Annotated in this window: 20 protein-coding genes; 3 read left to right on the top strand and 17 right to left on the bottom strand. The window is 70.9% G+C overall.

Going from position 1 to position 23,830, the window contains the following annotated elements:
• Positions 1 to 101: 101 nt before the first annotated feature.
• The 14 genes from ruvC to pgsA form a co-directional block, all read right to left on the bottom strand.
• Positions 102 to 632 (bottom strand): crossover junction endodeoxyribonuclease RuvC, encoded by a 531-nt coding sequence (gene ruvC / locus AB0H84_RS18825; RefSeq protein WP_357605835.1) that lies wholly within the window; start codon positions 630 to 632, stop codon positions 102 to 104.
• 106 nt (positions 633 to 738) lie between these two features.
• Positions 739 to 1,881: a GNAT family N-acetyltransferase gene (locus AB0H84_RS18830; protein WP_357605175.1), complete on the bottom strand. Its 1,143-nt coding sequence runs from the start codon at positions 1,879 to 1,881 to the stop codon at positions 739 to 741.
• An 11-nt stretch (positions 1,882 to 1,892) separates the two neighbouring features.
• Positions 1,893 to 3,551 (bottom strand): hypothetical protein, encoded by a 1,659-nt coding sequence (locus tag AB0H84_RS18835; RefSeq protein ID WP_357605178.1) that lies wholly within the window; start codon positions 3,549 to 3,551, stop codon positions 1,893 to 1,895.
• Positions 3,552 to 3,701: 150 nt separating this feature from the next.
• On the bottom strand, positions 3,702 to 4,451 hold the full coding sequence (locus AB0H84_RS18840) for a YebC/PmpR family DNA-binding transcriptional regulator (RefSeq protein WP_357605181.1): 750 nt from the start codon (positions 4,449 to 4,451) through the stop codon (positions 3,702 to 3,704).
• A 3-nt stretch (positions 4,452 to 4,454) separates the two neighbouring features.
• Positions 4,455 to 5,069, bottom strand: coding sequence for a pyridoxal 5'-phosphate synthase glutaminase subunit PdxT (gene pdxT, locus AB0H84_RS18845; protein WP_357605184.1), 615 nt, complete (start codon positions 5,067 to 5,069; stop codon positions 4,455 to 4,457).
• Positions 5,070 to 5,129: 60 nt separating this feature from the next.
• A complete protein-coding gene (locus AB0H84_RS18850; protein WP_357605186.1) occupies positions 5,130 to 6,305 on the bottom strand; it encodes an MFS transporter in 1,176 nt (391 codons plus the stop codon).
• A 41-nt stretch (positions 6,306 to 6,346) separates the two neighbouring features.
• Positions 6,347 to 6,775 (bottom strand): MarR family transcriptional regulator, encoded by a 429-nt coding sequence (locus tag AB0H84_RS18855; RefSeq protein ID WP_357605189.1) that lies wholly within the window; start codon positions 6,773 to 6,775, stop codon positions 6,347 to 6,349.
• Positions 6,776 to 6,859: 84 nt separating this feature from the next.
• On the bottom strand, positions 6,860 to 8,509 hold the full coding sequence (locus AB0H84_RS18860) for an alkaline phosphatase D family protein (RefSeq protein WP_357605192.1): 1,650 nt from the start codon (positions 8,507 to 8,509) through the stop codon (positions 6,860 to 6,862).
• A 263-nt stretch (positions 8,510 to 8,772) separates the two neighbouring features.
• Positions 8,773 to 9,687: a pyridoxal 5'-phosphate synthase lyase subunit PdxS gene (gene pdxS / locus AB0H84_RS18865; RefSeq protein WP_344996011.1), complete on the bottom strand. Its 915-nt coding sequence runs from the start codon at positions 9,685 to 9,687 to the stop codon at positions 8,773 to 8,775.
• A gap of 138 nt (positions 9,688 to 9,825) precedes the next feature.
• Positions 9,826 to 10,842, bottom strand: a complete 1,017-nt coding sequence (locus AB0H84_RS18870) for a DUF3048 domain-containing protein (RefSeq protein WP_357605194.1) — start codon at positions 10,840 to 10,842, stop codon at positions 9,826 to 9,828.
• 65 nt (positions 10,843 to 10,907) lie between these two features.
• On the bottom strand, positions 10,908 to 11,450 hold the full coding sequence (locus tag AB0H84_RS18875) for a hypothetical protein (protein ID WP_357605197.1): 543 nt from the start codon (positions 11,448 to 11,450) through the stop codon (positions 10,908 to 10,910).
• Between the two features lie 119 nt (positions 11,451 to 11,569).
• Positions 11,570 to 12,700, bottom strand: a complete 1,131-nt coding sequence (locus AB0H84_RS18880) for a glycosyltransferase family 4 protein (protein ID WP_357605200.1) — start codon at positions 12,698 to 12,700, stop codon at positions 11,570 to 11,572.
• The gene (locus AB0H84_RS18885) at positions 12,697 to 13,605 is read right to left on the bottom strand and encodes a phosphatidylinositol mannoside acyltransferase (RefSeq protein WP_357605203.1); all 909 of its coding nucleotides are present in this window, start codon (positions 13,603 to 13,605) and stop codon (positions 12,697 to 12,699) included. The genes AB0H84_RS18880 and AB0H84_RS18885 overlap by 4 nt, the downstream gene beginning before the upstream one ends.
• Complete coding sequence (pgsA, locus tag AB0H84_RS18890) at positions 13,595 to 14,224, bottom strand: phosphatidylinositol phosphate synthase (protein ID WP_357605205.1); 630 nt, start codon at positions 14,222 to 14,224, stop codon at positions 13,595 to 13,597. The genes AB0H84_RS18885 and pgsA overlap by 11 nt, the downstream gene beginning before the upstream one ends.
• A 232-nt stretch (positions 14,225 to 14,456) precedes the next feature.
• Between pgsA and AB0H84_RS18895 the strand changes: the two genes are divergently transcribed.
• Together AB0H84_RS18895 and AB0H84_RS18900 are read left to right on the top strand one after the other, a co-directional pair.
• Positions 14,457 to 16,598, top strand: a complete 2,142-nt coding sequence (locus AB0H84_RS18895; RefSeq protein WP_357605209.1) for an elongation factor G-like protein EF-G2 — start codon at positions 14,457 to 14,459, stop codon at positions 16,596 to 16,598.
• A gap of 144 nt (positions 16,599 to 16,742) precedes the next feature.
• Positions 16,743 to 18,311, top strand: a complete 1,569-nt coding sequence (locus AB0H84_RS18900; protein ID WP_357605212.1) for a family 10 glycosylhydrolase — start codon at positions 16,743 to 16,745, stop codon at positions 18,309 to 18,311.
• A 134-nt stretch (positions 18,312 to 18,445) separates the two neighbouring features.
• Here the strand turns inward: AB0H84_RS18900 and AB0H84_RS18905 are convergent, their stop codons facing one another.
• On the bottom strand, positions 18,446 to 20,011 hold the full coding sequence (locus AB0H84_RS18905; protein ID WP_357605214.1) for a hypothetical protein: 1,566 nt from the start codon (positions 20,009 to 20,011) through the stop codon (positions 18,446 to 18,448).
• Between the two features lie 341 nt (positions 20,012 to 20,352).
• Here AB0H84_RS18905 and AB0H84_RS18910 point away from each other — a divergent pair, with 341 nt between their 5' ends.
• Positions 20,353 to 22,434 (top strand): hypothetical protein, encoded by a 2,082-nt coding sequence (locus tag AB0H84_RS18910; protein ID WP_357605217.1) that lies wholly within the window; start codon positions 20,353 to 20,355, stop codon positions 22,432 to 22,434.
• Positions 22,435 to 22,501: 67 nt separating this feature from the next.
• Here AB0H84_RS18910 and AB0H84_RS18915 read toward each other — a convergent pair whose 3' ends face one another.
• Both AB0H84_RS18915 and AB0H84_RS18920 read right to left on the bottom strand, forming a co-directional pair.
• Positions 22,502 to 23,032, bottom strand: coding sequence for an HIT domain-containing protein (locus AB0H84_RS18915; RefSeq protein ID WP_344994723.1), 531 nt, complete (start codon positions 23,030 to 23,032; stop codon positions 22,502 to 22,504).
• A 167-nt stretch (positions 23,033 to 23,199) separates the two neighbouring features.
• Positions 23,200 to 23,766, bottom strand: coding sequence for a TetR/AcrR family transcriptional regulator (locus AB0H84_RS18920; protein WP_357605219.1), 567 nt, complete (start codon positions 23,764 to 23,766; stop codon positions 23,200 to 23,202).
• Positions 23,767 to 23,830 lie beyond the last annotated feature (64 nt).

Below are 23,830 nucleotides of genomic sequence, written 5' to 3' on the forward strand. Positions count from 1 at the left end.
CCCGGCAAGGGTCACAGCCCGACATCCTCTCGCATGACCGGCGACGACACGCCGCGAGCACGCGGTGCGGCGGCGCATCGCATCGCCCGTCTCCCGGAAGGTCACGACCTGGCGTCCTTCCTGGTGGCCCTGGCCAGGGCCTCGGCGAGGCGGTGCTGGGCGCCGCCGCGCCAGACGTGGCAGATGGCCAGGGCGAGGGCGTCGGCGGCGTCGGCGGGCCTGGGCATCTCCGTCAGGCGCAGCAGCCGCGTGACCATGGCGCCGATCTGCTTCTTGTCGGCCGTGCCGCTGCCGGTGATGGCCGCCTTGACCTCGGACGGCGTGTGCAGCGCCACCGGCAGCCCGCGCCTGGCCGCGCAGAGCACGGCGATCCCGGCGGCCTGGGCGGTGCCCATGACGGTGCGTACGTTGTGCTGGCTGAAGACGCGCTCGACCGCCACCGCGTCGGGCCGTACGTCGTCGAGCCACTGCTCGATCCCGGCCTCGATGCCGACGAGCCGGGCGCCGAGCTCCTCGTCGGCTCCGGTGCGCACCACCCCGACGGCCACCAGCCGCAGCGGCGCGCCCGGACGCCCCTCCACGGCGCCCACGCCGCACCGGGTCAGCCCCGGATCGACGCCCATCACCCGCACCGGCCCACCCCTCACGCGCTGCCGAACACCTGTTCGGCACGAGACTCTACCCCGGCAGAGGTGTCCACGCACCGGGAATCGCCCGCGCACCGGCCGGCGCGCCGGATCAGAAGGAGTCCAGCATGTACGGCCTGGCGGCGAAGGCCGTGTCGAGGGCCTCGTCGTACCGTTCGTCGCCGGACATGAGCCCGCACATCCGCAGCGTGGCCGTCGGAACCCCGGCGTAAAGCGCCGAGAACCCGTTCACGCTGAGCACGGCCCCCGGCTCGGAGACCTCGGTGGCCGAGCCCGAGCCGCCCGCGAACTCCAGCCGCCATGTCCCCCCGCTCCCCAGCGGGTCCTCCACGGTGACCACGGCGTCGCAGGCCACGTACGCCGGATAGCCCCGGCGCTCGACGGCGGCGGCCACGTCGAGCACCCTGAACATCCACCGCGCCTGCGTCACCTTCTCCTTGGACCGCTCGGGCAGCAGCCACAGCACCGGGTCGTCCGGCGCCACGGAGGCGACGACGTCGTGCGCGATCGAGGAGGCGCTGCCCACCAGGGACCACAGGGCCCTGGCGGTCTCGCCGGAGCCGGCGACGAGGTTGTCGACCAGGATGTCGTCGCCGCTCCACCGGTAGACGGCGAAGCCGTCCTCGGCGAGGTAGAGGAAGTCGTCCGGGTTGCCGAGCCACAGGCTCCACGTGGCCTCGTCCCAGCAGATCGGCCCGCTGGAGCGGGCGGCGGCGTGGACGCGGTGGAGGACCGAGACGACCTCGGCCGCGTCTGCCGGGCCCATCCTGCGCAGCTTGACCTGCCCGGACGGGCGGATCCTGCGCAGCGACTCGGCGGGCAGCCGCACGCTGTGCTGGGCTCCGGCGTGCTCGAAGCCGACCGAGCGGTAGATGGGCGTGGTCGCCGGGAAGAGGGCGGAGACCGCGTCGCCGAGCGCGGTGGCCCGTTCGACGACGGCCCGCATGAGCTGCGAGCCGAGGCCGCGGCCGCGGTCCTCCGGGCTGATGGTGACCCCCGCGACGCCCGCCATCGGCTGGGGCTTGCCGTGCCACCACTGGGTGAACCGGCGCAGCCGGGCGGCGCCGGTGAGCCTGGTGCCGTCGAAGGCGCCCAGGTAGCGGCCCTCGCCGAGCGCCGGGAGCACCGCCTGGCGCCACCTGTCGCGGTCGCTGGCGGAGATCGGCCCGAAGGAGCGCTTGCGGAGGTCGAAGACGTCGTCCAGGTCTTCAGAAGTCAGGTCGCGGATTTCCACGAGCACCAAACCTATGCGGCGGGCGTACGCGGTCGCGAACCCTTTGTGGTGATGACGAGCCTGTCGAGGTAGAGCAGCTGGGCGGCCGCGACGGCGATCAGCGCGAGGGCGACGACGATCAGCGGCGTGGCCGCGCCGGCGTCGGGGCTCGCGGCGGAGAAGCCGCCCAGCTGCGACAACTGCGCGACCGGCGAGGTGTACAGGGCCGGCTTCTGGGCCACGAGCAGCGGCCAGAGGAGGTCCTGGGCGTTCACCAGGGCGACGGCTCCGGCGAGGATGCCCGCCATGGGCAGCGACGGGAGGAAGACGCCGCTGAAGAAGTCCTTGTCGGTGCGCTCCGCGAGCCCCTTGCACAGCAGCGTGAGCACGAGCAGGGCGGGGACGCTGACCAGGAGGGGCGGGAAGAGGGCCACGAAGGAGTCGATGAGGCCCATGTTGCGGACGTTCTGCCAGTTGGCGACGCCCAGCGGCCCCGGGCCGACGAACAGCCACGGCGCGAACACCAGCAGCAGCCACTCGCTGCCCCGCCCGAGCGGGCGCAGGCCGCCGATGCCGAGCGCGGCCAGATAGGCGACGCCGACCGAGACGATCGCACCGGCGACCGCGGGCACCCAGGTGTTCACCTGGGCGCGGAGGGTGCCCGCCGGGCTGTCGGGCGAGGCGAGCACGCCGTCGATCCACGGCCAGGCGCACACCAGGGCGACGGCCACGAAGACGACCAGCGCCGCCACCCCGACGGCCACGCCGACGGGGCCGTGCCCGCGCTCGGCGGCCTCTTCGTCGCCTTCCTCCGCCGCCGGCGTGGCGCGCGGGGTCAGCGTGATGGTCAGCCGGGAGACGGCCACGATGACGACCGCGACGATGCCCAGCACGCCGAGGATCACCCCTGTGAGGGTCGCAACGGACGCGCCAGGGCCGAACTGGGCCGCTCTGAAGGCATGGTCGTACTGGAGGCCCGCGAGCGTCTCTGTGGAGCGCTCAGGGCCGCCCCTGGTGAGCACGAGCCCCATCGAGAACGCCTGGAGCCCGACGGCGAGCATGGTGATCGCGAGAAGCGTCCCCACGACCAGCATCCCGGACGCCACGCCACCACCGCCCGCGCCGGGGGCGCCCGCGACGGTCCCGGCGCGCAGGGCGGGCAGGAACGCCATGACCGCCAGCGCGCACACCACCCCGAACGTGGCCGCGGCGACGATCAACCGGAGCGCTCCAGGGGCGGTCGCCGGCTCGCGCAGCCCCTGGGCCAGGCCGGCCAGGCCCGAGGCCTCCGGCAGGAGCCCGCGCAGCCACGCCGCCGCCACCCCCACCGGCGAGAACGTGACGACGGCCAGCGACAGCGCGATCCGCCCGGCCCGCCGCGGCCAGGCACCCGCCCGGTCCAGCGCGAACGCCAGCAGCGGCGCCACCACCACGGCCACCAGCAGCGGCACCACCGCCAGCGACAGCGTGAACCACAGCGCCCGCCAGACCTGCCCCGTCCTCGCCAGCTCGTGGTAGTTGTCGACCCCCACGAAGTGGCTCTCCGTCAGGACGCCGCCGCTCTGGAGGCTGAGCCAGATCGTCTGGACGGTCGGCAGCACGAGCGTGATGAGGGTGCCGAACAGCGCGGGCACGGCCAGCAGCCAGCCCAGCGCGTGAGAAGGTGCCTGTGTCGGGGTGGGGGAAGTCACGTCGCCCGACCCTACGCCGACCGGCCGCCTTCGCGCATCCGGAGGCCGGCCGGGAGCCCCGGCGGGAGCCCGGCGGGGGCTCACGAAGCCGCGTACGCACGAGCAAGGGCCCGGCGACGAGCCGGGCCCTCCACCGAAAGACGGGTCGCGCTAGTCCAGCGCCGCCAGCACGTCGTCCGGGACGTCGAAGTTGGCGAAGACGTTCTGGACGTCGTCGCTGTCCTCCAGCGCGTCGATGAGGCGGAACACCTTCTTGGCGCCCTCCTCGTCCAGCGGCACGCTCATCGTCGGCAGGAAGCTCGACTCCGCGGAGTCGTAGTCGATCCCCGCCTCCTGCAGCGCCTTGCGCACCGGGACCAGGTCACCGGCCTCGCAGACGACCTCGAAGGAGTCGCCGATGTCGTTGACCTCCTCGGCGCCCGCGTCGAGCACGGCCATCAGCACGGTGTCCTCGTCGAGCCCGTTCTTGGGGACGATCACGACGCCCTTGCGGTTGAACATGTAGGAGACCGAGCCGGGGTCGGCCAGCGAGCCGCCGTTGCGGGTCAGCGCCACGCGCACCTCGGAGGCGGCGCGGTTGCGGTTGTCGGTGAGGCACTCGATGAGCACCGCGACGCCGCCGGGCGCGTAGCCCTCGTACATGATCGTCTGCCAGTCGGCGCCGCCGGCCTCAAGGCCGCCGCCTCGCTTGCGGGCCCGCTCGATGTTGTCGTTGGGCACGGAGTTCTTCTTCGCCTTGAAGATGGCGTCGAAGAGGGTGGGGTTGGCGTCCGGGTCAGGGCCACCGGTCCGTGCCGCCACCTCGATGTTCTTGATGAGCTTCGCGAACAGCTTGCCCCGCTTGGCGTCGAGCGCGGCCTTCTTGTGCTTCGTCGTCGCCCATTTGGAGTGGCCGGACATTACCTAGAGCTCCCTCACCATGTCTACGAAGTAACGGTGCACGCGCGTGTCCCCCGTCAGCTCAGGATGGAACGACGTCGCGAGCAACGGCCCTTGACGGACCGCGACGATCCTATCCCCAGGCTCGCACCTGCCCAGCACTTCGACGTCGTCGCCCACGGATTCGACCCAGGGCGCGCGGATGAACACCGCGTGCACCCGCTCCCCCGCGAAGTCCAGATCGGACTCGAACGAGTCGACCTGACGGCCGAACGCGTTGCGCCTGACCACCATGTCGATGCCGCCGACGGTCTGCTGGCCGGCGATGCCGTCCTCGATCCTGTCGGCCAGCATGATCATGCCGGCGCAGGACCCGTAGGCGGGCAGGCCTTCCTTGACCCGCATCCGCAGCGGCTCGAGCATGTCGAACGTCTCGGCGAGCTTCCACATGGTGGTCGACTCCCCGCCGGGGATGACCAGCCCGTCGACCGCGTCCAGCTCGGCCGGCCGGCGCACGGCGGTCGCCGCAGCGCCTGCCTCCTGAAGCATGCGCACATGCTCGCGCACGTCTCCTTGGAGAGCGAGTACACCGATCGTGGGCACAGCCGATCCTTCCGTCTGGGTGCGGGTTCCGACCATTCAACACCAGGATGGCCTGGGATCTTCCTGTTGGGCCATCTTGAGGTTCCTGCGCGCAGGTCAGTACGTCGGAACCGGCGCGGTGTCGTGCGCCGTGTGGTCCTCGTCCACCCGGGACAGGGCGCGCAGGTGGTGGCGCCTGACGTACAGGATGGCCATGCCGACGAGGCAGCAGCCGGCGCCGAGCGCGTACGGGACGGCGACGCCGATCTCCTCGCCCAGCTTGGTGGCGATGAACGGGGCCAGCGCTCCGCCCATCCAGCGCACGAAGTTGTACCCGGCGGAGGCGACGGGCCTTGGCGCGTCGGAGACCTCCATGGCGGCCTCGGTGAAGACGGTGTTGTTGAGGCCGATGGGGATGCCGGACAGGACGGTGAACAGGATGATCCCGGCGTGTCCGGACAGGGCGATGCCGATCTGGAACACGGCGAGCAGCGCCAGCGCCAGGTGGAGCACGTTCACCGAGCCGATCCTGCGTTGCAGCGGCGGCGCGGCGAACACCGACGACAGCGCCACGCAGACGCCCCAGCCGAAGAAGACGGCGCCGATGCCGTAGGGGGACATGTGCAGGATGAACGGGGTGAAGGCCAGCACCGTGAAGAACGCGAAGTTGTAGAAGAGCGCGGTGAAGGCCGTGGTGGACAGGCCGCCGTGGGCGAGCGCCCTGATGGGGGCGGTGAGGCCGGTCCTGGCCGCCGGTCTGGCCGGCGCCTTGAGCAGGGTGACGATCAGGACGAGGCCGACGGCCATGAGGGTGGCGGTGCCGAAGAACGGGGCCCGCCAGTTCCAGTCGCCGAGCAGGGCGCCCACCAGGGGGCCGGCGGAGATGCCCAGGCCGAGCGCGGCCTCGTACAGGATGATCGCCGACTCCGCGCCGCCGCTGGCCGCGCCCACGATGACCGCCAGCGCGGTGGCCACGAACAGCGCGTTGCCGAGGCCCCAGCCGGCGCGGAAGCCGACGAGCTCGGCGACGCTGGTGGAGGTGCCGGCGAGCGCGGCGAACACGATCACCAGCGCCAGCCCGGCCAGCAGGGTCCGCTTGCCGCCGATGCGGCTGGAGACCCAGCCGGTGACCAGCATGGCCACCGCCGTCACCAGGAAGTAGCTGGTGAACAGGAGCGAGACCTGGCTGGGCGTGGCCTTCAGGCCCTGGGCGATGGAGGGGAGGATGGGGTCGACGAGACCGATGCCCATGAAGGCCACGACCGCCGCGAACGCGGTGGCCCAGACGGACATGGGCTGGCGAAGGATTCCGCCGCCGGATTGCATGGTGCTCCTTACCGGGGGTTGCTGCCGAGCTTGGCCAGGACCGGCAGCGCCGCCGCGAGCGTGGCGCGCTCGTCGTCGGTGAGGGCGGCCAGTTCCTGGCTGAGATGGGCGATCCTGGCCCGCCGCACGGCGAGCAGCCGGTCGCGGCCCTCGCCGGTCAGCTCGACCGTCCTGACGCGCGCGTCGGCCGGGTCGGAGCCACGTGCCACCAGGCCCGCGTCCTCGAGCCGGTTGATCTGCACGGTCATGGTGGGGAGCTGGACGGCGTGCTCCTCCGCCAGCTCGGTCATGCGGCGCGGGCCGTGTTCGAGCGAGCCGAGCACGGCGTACTGCTGGCTGGTGACGGGCTGGCCGGCGACGGTGCGCCGGAGCAGGAGGACCAGGTGGCGCAGCACCGTGGAGACCTGCTCGGCCAGGCGGGTGGGATCGTCCCTCATGCTTAGCCCAACTAACTTAGTCTGGCTAATATTCCCCTCGAAAGAGGGCGGCATCCCCCGTGGGGATGCCGCCCTGCGCGGAGATCAGGGGCGCTCGGTCTCCCAGCGGACCGTGTCCTCCACCGTCATGTCCTGCGCGGCGCGCAGCGACGGGTCCATCGGCCGCAGGTACGTCTGCTGCACCCCCGGCACCCGGTCCTCCACGACGAACGTGGCCCGCGTGTAGGCCTCGCCCCCGGGCTCCTGCACCCGGGGCACCACCTTGAAGTCCGCCGTCATCAGCTCTCGCTCGATCTTGGTCAGCACGTAGCCGCGCTGGTTGTTGTAGAACTTCAGATGCGGGTTGATCTTCAGGAACGGATGCGTGGCCGGGTCGGAGTCGGCGCCGTCACCGCCGGTCGAGATCGAGGTGGCCACCAGCTCGGACCCCACCGAGGGCCCGGTCGGGTCGTCGTAGTCCAGCTTGAGGTCGCTGGCCCAGTGCGCGTGCACGTCGCCGGTCAGCACGACCGCGTTGCGCACCTTGGCGTCCACCCAGCCCTGCGTGATGCGCTGCCGGGAGGCCACGTAGCCGTCCCAGGCGTCCATGCTGGTGACCTTGGCGGGCCCGGCGTTGTTGTCACGCTGGGCGAAGAAGACCTGCTGGCCGATGATGTCCCATTGCGCCCGCGACTTGTGGAAGCCGTCCACCAGCCACGACTCCTGCTCCGCCCCCGTGATCGAGCGGGCGGGGTCCACGGCGGCCGGGCAGTCGCGGTAGCCGTCGCCGCAGCCCTGGTCGTCGCGGTACTGGCGGGTGTCGAGCATGTGGAACGTGGCCAGCCGCCCCCACCGGATGCGCCGGTAGAGCTGCATGTCGATGCCCCGCGGGATGGAGGTGCGGCGCAGCGGCATGTTCTCGTAGTAGGCGCGGAAGGCGGCCTCGCGCCTGGCCAGGAAGTTCGGCTGGGGGACCTCCGGCTTCTCGGGGATCTCGTCGGCCCAGTTGTTGTCGACCTCGTGGTCGTCCCACACCACCAGCCACGGCGCGGCGGCGTGCGCGGCCTGGAGGTCGGGGTCGGCCTTGTACTGGGCGTGGCGCTGGCGGTAGTTCGCCAGGGTCTCCGTCTCGGGGCCCTCGTGGTCGCGGACGTTGCCGCCGGGGATGGTGTAGGTGTCCTTGGTGTACTCGTACTGGTAGTCGCCCAGGTGCAGGACGAGGTCCGGGCGGTCCTCGGCCAGCCTGCGGTACGAGGTGAAGTAGCCGTGCTCGTACTGGGCGCACGAGACGAACGCCATGGCCAGCGGGCTCCCGTACGAGAGCGGGTGCGGGGCGGTGCGGGCGCGCCCGACCGGCGAGACGTACCTGCCGACGCGGAAGCGGTACCAGTAGTCGCGGTCGGAGCTCAGCCGGTCCACCTCGACGTGCACGCTGTGCCCCCACTCGGGAGTGGCCACGCTGACGCCCGAGCGGACGACGCGGCGGCAGTGCTCGTCGGCGTAGACCTGCCACTGCACCGTGAACGGTCGCTGCGGCATGCCGCCGAACCCGTCCTCGGCCAACGGCTGCTGGGCCAGCCTGGTCCACAGCACGAAGCCCTCGTGGTCGGGGTCCCCGGAGGCGACGCCCAGCGTGAACGGGTCGGTGGTCAGGTCGCGGGAGGCGGCGGCGTACGCGGCGGTGGCGGGGATGGTCGCGGCGGCGCCTGCTGCTAACCCCGTGACGAGGAAGTGCCGGCGGTTCAGCTGGGACATGGTGCTCCTGTGACGTTCGAGGGTGAGGGGGACGCCGGGTAGCTTGACCGAGGATCATGACCAGCGGGTGAACATCACACAACACGAAAAAGGCGACATCCTTCGTGGATGTCGCCTTTTTCGGCAATTATCCCCGTCGCATCGTGGTGCACCCTGCCTGCCGTACGGCAGGCGCCACGCCCTGCGGTGAGCCGCGGGACGCGGTCTCACCACGTGTGATCATGTCACGGGGGAAGGTCAGGTGACCTGCAACGACGCGCCGACTACCAGCCGCGTTCGGCCAGCCGGTGCGGCTGCGGGATCTCGTCGACGTTGATGCCGACCATGGCCTCGCCCAGGCCGCGCGAGACCTTGGCGATGACGTCGGGGTCGTCGTAGAACGTGGTGGCCTTGACGATGGCCGCGGCGCGCTTGGCCGGGTCGCCCGACTTGAAGATGCCCGAGCCCACGAACACGCCCTCGGCGCCGAGCTGCATCATCATCGCGGCGTCGGCCGGGGTGGCGATGCCGCCCGCGGTGAACAGCACGACGGGCAGCTTGCCGGTCTTGGCGACCTCGGCGACCAGCTCGTACGGGGCCTGCAGCTCCTTGGCGGCGACGTACAGCTCGTCCTCGGGCAGCGAGGTGAGGCGCTTGATCTCGGCGCGGATCGTGCGCATGTGGGTGACGGCGTTGGAGACGTCGCCGGTGCCGGCCTCACCCTTGGAGCGGATCATCGCCGCGCCCTCGGTGATGCGGCGCATGGCCTCGCCCAGGTTGGTGGCCCCGCACACGAACGGCACGGTGAACTGCCACTTGTCGATGTGGTTGGCGTAGTCGGCCGGGGTCAGCACCTCCGACTCGTCCACGTAGTCGACGCCGAGCGCCTGCAGCACCTTGGCCTCGACGAAGTGGCCGATGCGGGCCTTGGCCATCACGGGGATCGACACGGCGCTGATGATGCCGTCGATCATGTCGGGGTCGCTCATCCGGGACACGCCGCCCTGGGCACGGATGTCGGCGGGCACGCGCTCGAGGGCCATCACGGCGACCGCGCCGGCGTCCTCAGCGATTTTGGCCTGCTCGGGGGTGACGACGTCCATGATGACGCCGCCCTTGAGCATCTCGGCCATGCCGCGCTTGACACGGGCGGTTCCGGTGACGGGGGTGCTTTCAGGCGTGCTGGTGGACACGGTCATCCTCACGGCTCTCACGGCTGGTCGGTAAGTTATCAACCCCATGGTAGGTCCTGGTGGACCCCTCCCCCGACATGCCAAGATGTCATGATTTATCGCCGTACTTAGACACATCGGCGACCAGGAACCGCCGCCGCAGCACTAGGGGATGACGGGCTTGCGGCTGGCCAGCGCGATCCACACCTGGCCCGGCGCGAAGTTCATCGGCTCGCCGCTCTCCGTGGTGAACGTCGTGCCGACGTCCTCGGACTTCCGCTCCCAGTTGGCGTTGTACGCCTTACCGTCGCGCAGCACGACGGCCTTGCCCTTGCCCGTGGTGTGCACGAGCGGCGTGTAGCTCTGGTTCTTGTCGTGGAACTCCGAGCGCTCGGTCTTGGTGTACTGCACGACGATCGTGGGCGCGCTCAGCTGGCCGCCCTCGGCCGCCATGTCCTTCTTGCCGTCCTGCCAGATCAGCCACTGCTGCTTGGCCTCCGACCAGGCGAAGGTGAAGCGCGCCGCGGGCCACTTGACCGTGTACGACTTCTTGTCCACGCCGCCCTCGGCCGGCGCCTCGCCGAAGGTGAGGCCGATGTCCTTGGCCTTGCTCGCCTTGGGCGCCTTGGCCAGGAGATCCTTGGTGTTGGCGAACAGGTTGTACGGGGCGAAGCGGCCGGGCTGGCGGAAGAACGCGCCCGGGTTGCGCGTGTCACCCACGTCGAACAGCGACGCCTTGGCCACGAACGGCAGCATCTTGGTCTGCACGCCCGAGTAGGCGAAGGCCGGCTTGCCGAACTGCGGAGTGATGTGCAGGTCGGAGATCCGGGCGCTGCGGACGGGGCCCACCTTGGGAGGCAGCTTGGAGGAGAAGATCGCCATGAGCCGGGTCAGGCCCGCCTCGACCTGCTCGATGTAGACGAGGTCCGCGCTCTTGAGCCCGAGCTGCGGCTTGCCCGCCGCGGTGTTCTCGATCTTCACCGCGAGCACCGGCTTCAGCGCGTCGTACGGCTTGCCGGTGAACGGGTGCCCCTTGGCCTCCTCGGTGGGCTCCGCGCTGGGCTCCGCCGTGGCCGCCTGGGGCGCCTTCCCCGGGGCGGGCTCGTCCGAGGAGCAGGCCGACACGGGCAGCAGCACGGCCACGCCCGCCAGCGTGACCGTGATCATCCGGGATAGCCGCACGTCAAACACACTCCTCGCTTCAGCCCAGAAAACGGGATGAAGCTTACTGGCTTCCTCAAATCAGGTCATTCAGTTGCCATAGTCGCCGGCGGATTGTCATCGATCTCGAAGAATCGCGGATATTCCGTATGCCCCGCCAGGCGCAGGGTTCTGGCAAGCCAGCGCCGCTGCGCCGTACGGGTGACCGCCACGGCGTTGTTGTAGAAACGGCGCGAGTAGACCACCTTGGCCACCGCGGCGTCGAGCTCCTCCAGCAGGTCGCCGCCGCCCGGCGCCTCCGCGAGCTTCTCCCTGAACCGCTCCTGGTCCACGGCGGCGCGCAGGGCGCGCGACAGGTCGCTCTCGGCGTGCTCGCGCTCCTCCGGCCCGGCCGTCCGCGCCTCGTGCGCCGCGGCGGCCAGCACCAGGGACGTGGCGGGGTCCAGCAGGCGCGACCCGGCCAGCTCCAGCACCACCGCCCTGCGCCGCATCAGCGCGGCGTCCAGCGACTCCTGGGCCAGCTCGAGCCGGATGTGCAGGCGGTCGAGCCGGCCCGCCCGCCAGGAGATGTAGACGGCCGTGAGCACCACGACGATGCCCACGATCAGCACGATCATGGTCGAGGTCAACGGTCACCCTCCACGTGCCGACCAGCCCGCCCCAGAATCACAGGTCACCCTCCACACGCCCGCAAGCGCGCCGCAGCGTCACAGGTCACCCTCCACACGCCCGTAGGCGCGCCGCAGCGTCACAGGTCCTCCTCCACGCGTCCGGCGCCGCCCGTGGTGACGGTCTCGTAGACGCGTACGACGTCGCGTGCCACCGTCGACCAGTCGTACTTCCGCACCGCCACCAGCGCCTCGGCGGCCAGCTTGGCGCGGCGCTCCGGCGCGTCGAGCAGCGCGGCGGCCTCCCGCGCCAGCGAGGCCGCGTCGCCGTTGGCGAACAGCGCCCCCGCCTGCCCGTCGCCGAGCACCTTGCGGAAGGCCGGGATGTCGCTGGCCAGCACCGTCGCCCCGGAGGCCATGGCCTCGGCCAGCACGATGCCGAAGCTCTCGCCCCGCGTGTTGGGGGCGCAGAAGACGTCGACCGAGTGGTACGCGCGGATCTTGTCGGCCTCGCTCACCATGCCCAGCACGGTCACCCGGTCGTGGAAGCGCTTGGGCAGCCGCTCGTACACGTCCTTGGCGTCGCCCGGCCCGGCGATCAGCAGCTTCAGCCGGGGCCGCTCCTCCGCCAGCGTCCGGAACGCGTCGAGCAGGATCGGCAGGCCCTTGCGCTCCTCGTCCATCCGGCCCAGGAAGCCGATCGTGGCGCCGTCGGGCCCCCATCCGTCGAGCGGCTCGGCCTCGGTGTAGCGGGAGACGGTGACGCCGTTGGGGATCAGTACGGCGTCGCCGCCGAACTGCTCCACCAGGCTCTTGCGGGCCGCGTCGGAGACCGCGATGCGGCCCATCAGCTTCTCCAGCGCGCTGCGCAGCAGCGGCTCGGCCACCGCGATGGCCCGCGAGCGCGTGAACGACGCGTGGAACGTGGCCACGATCGGCCCCTTGGCGGCCCAGCAGGCCAGCACGCCCAGGCTCGGGATCAGCGGCTCATGGATGTGCAGCACGTCGAACTCCCCCGTGCGCACCCACCGCCGCACCCGCGCGGCCGACAGGAAGCCGAACGACATCCTGGCCACCGAGCCGTTGTACGGCACCGGCACCGCCCGGCCCGCGCCCGTCACGTAGGCGGGCAGCTCGTCGTCGTCGGCCGCCGGCGCGATCACCGAGACGTCGTGCTCCTGCGCCATCAGAGCCTGGGCCAGGTCGTCGATGTGCTGTTTGACCCCGCCCGGCATGTCCCACGAATAGGGGCAGACGATGCCGACTCTCATCGGGGGAGGTCTTCCAGCCAGAGCCGCTGCAACATGTGCCAGTCCTCCGGATGCTCGGAGATGCCCTTCTCGAAGACGTCGGCCAGCGCCTGGGCCACCGCCGCGACCTTCTCTTTCCTGGTGCCCTCGGCGGGGACCGGGATCTCCTCGTGGATGTGGATGCCCCAGTCGTCGCCCACGTTGTAGACGATGGCCGGCAGCAGCGCGGCGCCCGTCTGCACGGCCAGCAGCGGCGGCCCCGCGGGCACCTTGGTGGCCGCGCCGAAGAAGCGCACCTCGACGCCGCTCTTGGTCAGGTCGCGCTCGGCGGGCAGGCACACCACGCCGCCCCTGCGCACCCGGATGGCCAGCGTGGCGAAGTTGTGACCGTCGCCGCCGGTGAGCGGCAGCACCTCCATGCCGAGCCCCTCGCGGAAGGCCACGTACCGGCGGAACAGCGACTCCGGCTTGAGCCGCTCGGCCACGGTCGCGAACGGGTGGCCGACGCCCACCAGCCACGCGCCCGCCTGGTCCCAGTTGCCCATGTGCGGCAGCGCGAGCACCACGCCCCTGCCGGCCGCCACGGTGGTGTGGACGTGCTCGGCGCCGATGACGTGGGTGCGGCGCACGATCTCCTCGACGTTCATCGACGGCAGCCGGAAGATCTCGTGGAAGTAGCGGAAGTAGGAGCGCATGCCCGCCCTGCTGAGCTCGCTCAGCTCGCGGCTGCCCACCTCGAGCCCGGTCACCCTGGCCAGGTTGGACTCCAGCCGGCGCACGGACCTGCCCCGCCTGCGCCAGATCCGGTCGGCCGTGAAGCGGAAGAGCGCGGCCGTGGGGCGCTCGGGCAGCAGCGGCACGAGTTTCCAGCCGGCCGCGAAGCCCGCGGCCACGACGCGGTCGGCGAAAGACGCGTTATCGCTCATCTCTCCTCGTCTGCTGGTAGACCGCCACCACACGCTGCGCCACGGTGATCAAGCTGGCCGCCGCGAGCAGCCACATGCCCACAGGAAGGACGTACGGAACGCCGAGCCCGGAGAGAAAGGCCGCGACGAGCGCCACGACCAGCCGCTCCGGCCGCTCGGCCAGCCCCACGTCGGCCGTCAGCCCGAGCCCTTCCGCCCTGGCCTTGGCGTACGAGACGAGGGCGCCCGCGATCAGGCACACCAGCGTCACCGCGGCCATCAGCGTGTCATGCCGGGAGATGAAGTAGAGGATCAGCCCGGCGAAGATGGCCGCGTCGGCCACCCGGTCGAGCGTGGAGTCGAGGAACGCCCCCCAGGTGGTGCCGCCCTTCCCGCCGAGCCTCGCCACCACTCCGTCGAGCAGGTCGAACAGCACGAAAACGGTGATCACGAGGGCGCCCCAGGTCAGCTGCCCCAGGGGGAAGAAGAGCAGGGCCGACACCACCGTGCCGAGGGTGCCGATCGCCGTGACAGCGTTCGGGCCTATCCCGCGGCCGACGAGGGCCCTGCCCAGCGGGGTGAGTATCCGGGTCATGGCCGGGCGCAGGAGTTTGAGCATCGCCGTCCGATCGTAGGCCATGGAATGCCTGACGACTTTCTTTGCCCCACCCCCCTTGTGATATCCGCCACACGGGTATTTGGTGAACACACCGCGTCCACGCGGTTTCTGTCACGTTACGCGCGGGCGCGGTCACGGACTGTCGCCTGCACTGACCAGGGAGAGCGTAGCGACCAGCGATGAGGGAAGGCGACGGGTCCCGGCGACGGAGCCAGAGCCTCACCAGGTGAGGCCGTAAAAACAGGAGGCCGAAGTGGCAGAACGGAATCCGGGCGGCACCGTGGGAGCCGCCGGCAGGGCACCCGCGGCCGACAGGGCGGATGCGATACGCAATGTCGTGCTGGTCGGCCACTCAGGAGCGGGTAAGACGACCCTCGTCGAGCAGTTGCTGGCCGCGACGGGCACCATCCAGCGCCCGGGACGCGTGGAGGACGGCAGCACGGTCAGCGACTTCGACGAGGTCGAGGTGCGCCAGCAGCGGTCGGTGAACCTCTCCGTGGCGCCGCTGGTCCACAACGGCATCAAGGTCAACCTGATCGACACCCCCGGGTACGCCGACTTCGTGGGCGACCTGCGCGCCGGGCTGCGCGCGGCGGACGCCGCCCTGTTCGTGGTGTCGGCCGCGGAGGGGATCGACGGGCTGACGCAGATGCTGTGGGAGGAGTGCGCCCAGGTCGGCATGCCGCGGGCGGTCGTGATCACCAAGATCGACCACCAGCGCGCCGACTTCGACGAGGTGCTCACCACCTGCCAGGACGTCTTCGGCGACGGGGTCGCGCCGCTCTACCTCCCGGTGATCACCAACGGCAACGTCAACGGGCTGATCGGGCTGCTGTCCGAGAAGTTCTACAACTACGCCACGGGCAAGCGTACGGAGAAGGAGCCCGGCGCGGAGTACGCGGCGCAGATCGAGGAGCGCCGCGGCGAGCTGATCGAGGGCATCATCCAGGAGAGCGAGGACGAATCGCTCATGGAGCGATACCTCGGCGGCGAGCACCTCGACACCAAGGTCCTCGTGGCCGACCTGGAGAAGGCCGTCGCGCGCGGCAGCTTCTACCCGGTGCTGTGCAGCGGGCTCGGCGTCGGCGCGGAGGAGCTGCTGGAGATCGTGACGCAGGGCTTCCCGTCGCCTCTCGAGCATCCCATGCCGGAGATCACCGACCTGTCGGGCAAGCCGGTCAAGTACATCACGTGCGACGCGGACGGCCCGCTCGTGGCCGAGGTCGTCAAGACCACCAGCGACCCGTACGTGGGCCGCATCAGCCTCGTACGCGTCTTCTCCGGCACGCTGCGCCCCGACATGACCGTGCACGTGTCCGGCCACGGCCTGGCCGACCGCGGGCACGAGGACCACGACGTGGACGAGCGCATCGGCACGCTGACCAGCCCGCTGGGCAAGCAGCAGCGCCCGGCGGCCAAGGGCGTCGCGGGTGACATCGTGGCGGTGGCCAAGCTGTCGCGGGCCGAGACCGGGGACACGCTGTCCGACGCCGACCACCCGCTGCTGATGACCTCGTGGGCCATGCCCGACCCGCTGCTGCCGGTGGCGATCAGGGCCAGGTCGAAGGCCGACGAGGACAAGCTGTCGCAGGCCCTCGGCAGGCTGGTGGCCGAGGACCCGACGCTGCGCCTGGAGAACAACGCCGAGACCAAGCAGCTCGTGCTCTGGTGCATGGGCGAGGCGCACACCGACGTGCTGCTCGACCGCCTGGCCAAGCGCTACGGCGTCGAGGTGGAGCGGGTGGAGCTGCGGGTGCCGCTGCGCGAGACGTTCGGCGGCAAGTGCCAGGCGATGGGCCGCAACGTCAAGCAGACCGGCGGCCACGGCCAGTACGCGATCTGCCACCTCGAGGTCGAGCCGCTGCCGTCGGGCACCGGGTTCGAGTTCGTGGACAAGATCGTCGGTGGCGTGGTGCCGCGGCAGTTCATCCCGTCGGTGGAGAAGGGCGTGCGGACCCAGATGGAGCGGGGCGTCGTGGCCGGCTACCCGATGGTGGACGTGCGCGTCACCCTGTACGACGGCAAGGCCCACTCGGTCGACTCGTCCGACATGGCCTTCCAGATCGCCGGCCAGCTCGCGCTCAAGGAGGCGGCGTCGAAGGTGCCGACGCTGCTGCTGGAGCCGGTGGACGAGCTGTCGGTGCTGGTGGCCGACGATTACGTGGGGTCGGTGATGTCCGACCTGTCGTCGCGGCGCGGGCGGGTGCTCGGCACCGAGCCGGTCGGCACCGGGCGCACGCTGGTCAAGGCGGAGGTGCCCGAGCTGGAGATCACGCGGTACGCCATCGACCTGCGATCCATGTCACACGGCACCGGGACGTTCCAGCGGACGTTCCTGCGTTACGAGCCGCTGCCGCCGAACCTGGCGAGCAAGGTGGCATCCTCGGGAGAGTAGGGCCTGGAGCGAGGCGGTGCGGAGCCGGGAGGGGACATCACTCCCTCCCGGCCCAGCCCGGCTCTTTTGTCACAGTAATATCACGAGTCGATTTCGATTTTCCGTCCCGAGCATCCCGGAGCAGCTGCCACACTGGGTGGCACTATGCGAACTGGACGCCCACTCCTGGCCGCTGCCGCTCTCGCGGTCGTCACCACCGCCGCCGCATACGTCTTCGGCCCCGGAGCCGGGGAGAGCCCCGCAGCGAGCAAGAAGAAGACGGCCACCACCACCGCCGCCGCCCCGGTCGCGGCCTGCAAGGCCGACGCCCGCTATCCCAAGCGCCAGCTGCGCGGGTTGTGGATCGCCACGACCACCAACCTCGACTGGCCCTCCAAGCCAGGGCTCTCGCCCGACCGGCAGCGGGCCGAGTACATCAAGATCCTGGACGCCGCCGCCAAGCGCAACTTCAACGCGCTCTTCGTCCAGGTACGGCCCGCCTCCGACGCGCTCTACAAGTCGTCATTGGAGCCGTGGACGCAGTACCTGACGGGCAAGGCGGGCAAGGACCCGGGGTGGGATCCGCTGCCGTTCCTCATCGACGAGGCACACAAGCGGGGCATGGAGTTCCACGCCTGGTTCAACCCGTACCGCGCCTCCTACGGCGACGACCCCGCCAAGCTGCCGGCCAATCACCCGGCGCGCCGGCACCCGGACTGGACGGTCAAGTACGGCGGCCGCCTCTACTACAACCCGGGGCTGCCCGCCGTGCGCGACCACGTGACCAAGGTCATCACCGACGTGGTGTCCCGGTACGACGTCGACGGCGTGCACTTCGACGACTACTTCTACCCGTACCCGGAGCCGGGGCAGACGTTCGACGACGCGGCGGCGTTCGCGAAGTACGGCGACGGCAAGAAGCTGGCCGCCTGGCGGCGCGAGAACGTCAACAAGCTGATCGCCCAGGCGGACAAGGCCGTCCACGCCACCAAGGACTACGTCAAGTTCGGCATCAGCCCCTTCGGCATCTGGCGCAACAAGTCGAACGACCCGACCGGCTCCGACACCTCCGGCATGTCCGCGTACGACTCGATCTACGCGGACGCGCGCGCCTGGATCAAGGCCGGCACCGTCGACTACGTGCTGCCCCAGCTCTACTGGCCGCGCGGCCACAAGCTGGCCGACTACGACACGCTGGTCTCCTGGTGGTCCAAGGAGGTCAAGGACACGGACGTGCAGCTGTACATCGGCGAGGGCCTCTACCGGGTCGGGGCCAAGGACGACAAGGCCTGGACGAAGCCCGGCGAGCTGGCCGCCGAGGTGGGCGCGAACCGGGAGCAGAAACAGGTGAAGGGCGAGGTCTACTTCAGCGCCGCCAACCTGCTCGCCAACCCTCTCGGCGCGATGGACCGCGTCGCCAAGACCTACTACGCCCGCCCTGCCCTGCTGCCCCTGATCGAGGCGCGCGGCGGCGACGCCCCGGCCCCGCCCGCCGGGGTGAAGGCCTCCGGCTCCCAGCTGTCGTGGACGCCTTCCCAGGGGGCCCGGGCGTACGCGGTGTACCAGGTGCCGAAGTCCGGCAAGGACTGCCACACCACGGACGCCCGCAACCTGGTGGCCATCGTCACCAGCCCGTCCTTCGCGGCCAAGTCGGAGGGCACCTACCTGGTCACGGCGCTGGACCGGCTCCAGCACGAGAGCAAGGGGGTCAAGGTGAAGGTGGAGGCCGTCTGACCTCGTAACAGCGCCGGCCGGCGGGCGAATGCGCCGTAACGCAGGGACAGCCATTGGCGGCCAGCTGTCTCGCGGACGCCCGCCCGGTCGCGGCGGACAGGCTCCGCCGCGACCGGGGTCACGGCGGAGCGGGATCAGACCAGCGAGCCGACCGCTATCAGCAGGCCGGCTCCGACCCTCGGCGTCTTTCGCGGCGTGCAGTACGGGCAGTCCGGCGCAGGATCGACGCAGACCTTGACGCTGTCGCTGTCGTTGGACGGGTCGAGATCCAGTTCCCTGCCGCCGACCGTGGCCGTGTTGACGGTCTCGGCGACCGCGGTGGCCTTGGCCCGGACGGTCAACGTGGCGGTGTCGCCGGCGGCGAGCGTGCCCACCGTCCACATGTCGCCGGCGTACGTGCCCGTGGAGGGCGTGGCCGACAGGAGGGTGAGATTCGCGGGCAGCGCGTCCTCGACCACGACACCAGTGGCGTCGTTCGGCCCGGCGTTGCGGACGGCCATCTGGTAGGTGACCGTGCCGCCGACGGTGACCCGTGTGTGCTCGGCGGCCTTGACCACGCTCAGGTCGACGGCGGGATTGACCTCGGTCACGGCGTCGCCGCTGGTGGAGGTCGACGGCTCGGGCTCCGGCCCCAGTCGGTTCTCGTAGTCGACCGCGGCCCGGTTGGTGACCTTGCCGCCCGCGGCCGTCCGGCCGACCTTGACCTGGAACTCCACGGTGGTGCCGTCGGGCAGGACGCCGCTGTCGGGCAGCCGTCCGCCGTCCGCGGCGGTCGCCCCGTCGCCCAGAGTGAAGGTGATCCTCCCGGTGGCGGGGTCGAACTCGGCCTGGTCGTCGCCGGCCTGGTCGGTCTTGGCTCCGCCGTTGGGGCCGTCGACGACCTGGAGCGAGCCGGGCACGAAGGTCGTGCCCACGGGGATGGTGTCGGTCAGCCGGGTGTCGTCCGCCGCGCCGCCGCCCTTGTTGACGGCGGTCAGCCGGTAGGTGATCACGTCCCCGACGTTCACGGGCCCCTCGGGACTCGCGGACTTGGTCACGATGACGCAGGGCGGGGTGCCGAAGAAGATGTCGTCGAGCAGGTTGCCGAAGGTGGGGTTCCCCCCGGCGGCGGAGATGGAGCGGAAGGCGAACCTGGTGGTCGTCTGCCCGGCGGGGACGGTGTAGGTGCCGGCGTAGGAACCCCACCGTCCGTTGCCGTCGGACAGGGTCGCCTGCTCCGCCGGCTGTGCGGGATCGCCGATGTCCAGGGCCATCGTGTCGGTGCCGAGGCGTCCCCGGTGAGAGAGCCGCCAGTACAGCTTCTGGCCCGGGGTGGTCGGGCGGTCCTGGTAGAGGGTCGAGACCTGGTTCGCGTTCAGCTCGGCGAACTGCCCGCCCTCGGCGGGTGGGACGCCCATCCGCGTGGTCCAAAATTCGATCATGTGGTCGGTGGCGGTCGTCCGCCACCCGGGGACCGAGTTCGCGCCGCCCTGCGAGGCGTCGGGGAGCGGCGCCCACGGCCTGCCGGTGACGACGGGCGCCTCGAAGCCGCCGTTGACCAGCGACACCTGCTCAGGGCAGGAGGTCGGGTCCTGCACGGCGCGCCGGCCGGCCGGGGCCTGGGCGGAAGGTCCGGCGTTCGCCTGGGCCGCGGTGAACAGTGTCAGGGGTAGGGCCACCGCCAGGGCGACCGGATAACACATCCGTGGGATGCGCCTCATGATGATGTTCCTCTCGTCGAGCGGGAACCGCCTTCGGCCGCCAGGGCCGGAGGCCCGGCACCGGCGCCGAACGGCAGATTCGCCCCACGGGGTCATCACCGGGCATTTGACACGTGCCTTCTGTCAACACTTGGCACGATCTTGCTCTCTGCGGACACTCCTGTCCGCCTCGCTTTCCAGCCCGCATGTGCGAGGTCGACGCGCCGCCCGCGGGCCCGTCAGGCCAGGGAAACCGTGCACGTGATACATGCAGCGCATGAGAGGGTAGTCGGGTCTGGTGGCGCCGGAACATGACCTTGCTCTACCGTGCCACGCAACATCGATCGCGGGAGGTCATCGGGGTGAGGCGCGCGCTAGTCGTACTGGCCGTGCTGATCGGCCAGATACTGGCCGGTCAAGGGCTGTTCACCGGACCGGCCCAAGCCAGACAGGAGGCCACCGGCCGGGTGGCGCTCATCGGCGTCTCCGGGCTGCACTGGAACGACCTCACCCAGGCCGACACCCCCAACCTGTGGGAGCTGGCCAGGTCGAGCGCGATCGGCTCGCTGTCGGTACGCACCGTCGGCGGTGTGACCTGCCCCTACGACGGATGGCTGACCGTGTCGGCGGGCACCAGGTCGGCGGCCGGATACTGGTGCGGCGCGCCCCCCACGCCCGAGCAGCGGGGCGCGGGCGCGGTCATCCCCGACTACCGCTACCTCACCGACGTCGCCGGGCAGCGCAACGCCGGCACCCTGGGCGAGTCGCTGAAGGCGGCCGGGCAGTGCTCGATCGCGATCGGTCCCGGCGCCGCTCTGGCGCTGGCCGACCGGCAGGGCGCGGTCCAGCGGTACCACCCGTCCCCGCTGCAGGTCGGCACCGCGGACCTCCAGCAGTGCCGGATGATCGCCATGGACGTGGACGACCTGGTGCTCCCCTACCTGACCGGCGGCAAGCTGCCCAAGGTCCCCGACGCGCTCGGCCCCGCCGAGCGGCGCGACGCGCTGCGGATGGCCGACGCCAAGGCGGGCGCCCTGCTGTCGGTGCTGCCCGCCGACACGACGGTGCTGCTGGCGGGCCTGTCCGACCACGGCTCGGTACCCCATCTGCGGGTGGCGGCGCTGCGCGAGCCCGGCGCGCAGGGGCATCTGCTGGGCGCGGCCTCCACGCACCGCGAGGACATCTCGATCCTGCCCGACCTGACCGCCACCGTGCTGACCAAGCTCGGCGTGCCGGTCCCGAGCACCGTGATCGGCGTGCCGCTGCAGGTGGGCGGGGCCGGCGCGACGTTCCAGCAGCTGCAGCGGGCCGACGCCACCGCGCAGGCCATCCGCTCGATCAAGGGCATCTACTTCACGGCCGTGGCGGTGCTGCAGGTGCTGTTCTACCTGATCGCGTTCCTGCTGCTGCGCCGGCGCAAGGGCCTGGCACCGGTACGTTTCGCGGCCGTCGCCCTGGCCGCCCTGCCCGTCTCCAGCTACCTGGTCAACCTGCTGCCCTGGTCGAGCCTGCCGCAGCTGGTCGCCGGGGTGCTCGGGTGGGCGGCGGTGGTGACGGGGGTGGCCTTCGCGGGGCCGTGGCGGCGCAGGCCGCTCGGCCCGCTGGCGGTGGTGGCCGGGCTCACCGCGCTGACGCTGGCGGGCGACCTGCTGACCGGCACGACCTTGCAGCTCAACAGCGTGATGGGCTACAGCGCCGACGTCGGGGCCCGCTACTACGGCCTGGGCAACATCCCGTTCGCGCTCCTGGCCACCGGCACCCTCCTCGCCACCACGGTCATCGCGCACCGGTGGCCCGGCAAGGTGGGGCTGGCCGCGATCGTGGTCCTGGGGGCGTTCGCGATGGTCCTCGGCGGCTCCGGGATGGGGAGCGACTTCGGCGGCGTGATCGCGTTCGTCCCGGGCATCGCGGTGACCGCGCTGATCCTGGCGGGCAAGCGGGTCTCGCTGGTCAAGCTGGGCGCGTTCCTGGTGGCCGGTGGGGTGATCGTGATGACGTTCGCCTGGATCAACTACCTGAAGCCGGCGGACGAGCAGACGCACCTGGGCAGGTTCGTGGGGCAGGTGCTGACCGGCGAGGCGTTCGACGTCATCCTGCGCAAGCTGCAGGCCATGCTGGCCACCCTGCTCAGCCCCAACCTGATGCCGATCGTGATCGCCGCCGCCGCGTTCCTGGTGTACGCGATCATGCGGCCCGAGCAGGCGTCCGCCGGTGTGGTGCCGGCCGCGTTCGAGCACTCCCCCGCGCTGCGTGCCGGCCTGATCGGCACGCTGGTCAGCGGCGTGGTGGGCATGCTGGTCAACGACTCGGGCGCGGCCGTGCTCTCCATGGCGCTGGCGCTGGCCGTACCGCTCCTGCTGTCCACCGGCATTGGGGTCCTGCGGCGGGACCGTGAGGAGCAGGTCGCCGGATCCGTCTCGGACTTAACGCCCGCGACGAAGTGAAGCCGCCCCTGGGCCGGCGCCCCGGCGGCCTGCCCCCGGCGCGTCGCAGGGGTGCGGTGGGCCCGGGTCAGTCCCAGGCGTCGGCGAGCAGCTGGCGGGTGTCGCGGAGCAGCTGCGGCAGGACCTTGGTCTGGGCGACGACCGGCATGAAGTTGGTGTCGCCGCCCCACCTGGGCACCACGTGCTGATGCAGGTGCGCGGCGATGCCCGCCCCGGCCACATGGCCGAGGTTCATGCCGACGTTGAAGCCCTGCGCCCCGCTGGCCTTGCGCAGCGCGCGCAGCGACTTCTGCGTGAACTCGCCCAGCTCCACCAGCTCGGCCGCCACCAGCTCGTCGTAGTCGGACACGTGCCGGTAGGGGACCACCATCAGATGGCCGGAGTTGTACGGGTAGAGGTTGAGCACGGCGTAGACCGTCTCTCCCCTGGCGACGATCAGGCCGTCCTCGTCGCTCATCTTGGGGATCGCGTCGAACGGGCAGCCGTCCTCGGGGCCGTTGCCCGTCGGTTTGTTCTCGCCCTTGATGTAGGCCATGCGATGCGGGGTCCACAGACGCTGGAAGTTGTCGGGGGCCCCTGCCCCTGCCTGATCGTGCATAACTAGCAGCATAGGACCACGGACGAAAAGTGGACCGCCATCCCCCGGGCGCCGGCCTCCGGCATTCTCGCCAAAGCCGTATCAAGATCAACGGCGAGGTCCCGCCTGACCGGTGCGGGCCACCTTCGTTCATTCAGCGTGAAAATCTAAAGGAATGGGGTCATTCGCTATCGGACCCCTGGTGGCAACAGGGCGCGGAGCGCGGCGTGTACGGCGCCTAGGTCCACCGCTTCGGGAGCGACCCGCCACTGGGCGTGAACGCCGATGATGGCCCCTACCACCACCACTGTGAACGCCTCCGGGGTGGCCCCCGCGGGTAGCGCCTCCTTCGGCGTCCAGGCTTGTACCCCCTGCCGGAGCGCCGCGTGGAGCCGCGCGTAGTGCTCGCGGATCGGCGAGCCGACCTCCACGGCCTCGGCGAGCAGGGTGATGAACAAGCGCGTGCCAGGCAGCCGGATGAACTCTATGACCTGCTCGAGCGGATCATCGGGACGCTCCCCGGCGGGCGGCGGGAAACCGGCGAGCACGGCTTGGAGCTGGTCGTCGACCACCGCTTCCAGCAGGCCCAGTTTGTTGCCGAAGTGCCAGGGGATGGAGCCGCGGCTGATGCCGGCCTTGTCGGCGATGTCGATGAAGCTCGTCTGCCGGTATCCCCTCTCGGCGAAGAGCTCGGCGGCGGCCGCCACCAGCATCCGGCGGCTCTCCTGAGTCCTCTCGATACGTCGTGTGGCCATGTGGACCATCTAACCAGCTATGCCGAGCGACAGAGCAAATGATGGCTGGTATAGCCTGTGTTAA

The organism is Nonomuraea sp. NPDC050786, from assembly GCF_040654115.1.
Taxonomy (GTDB): domain Bacteria; phylum Actinomycetota; class Actinomycetes; order Streptosporangiales; family Streptosporangiaceae; genus Nonomuraea.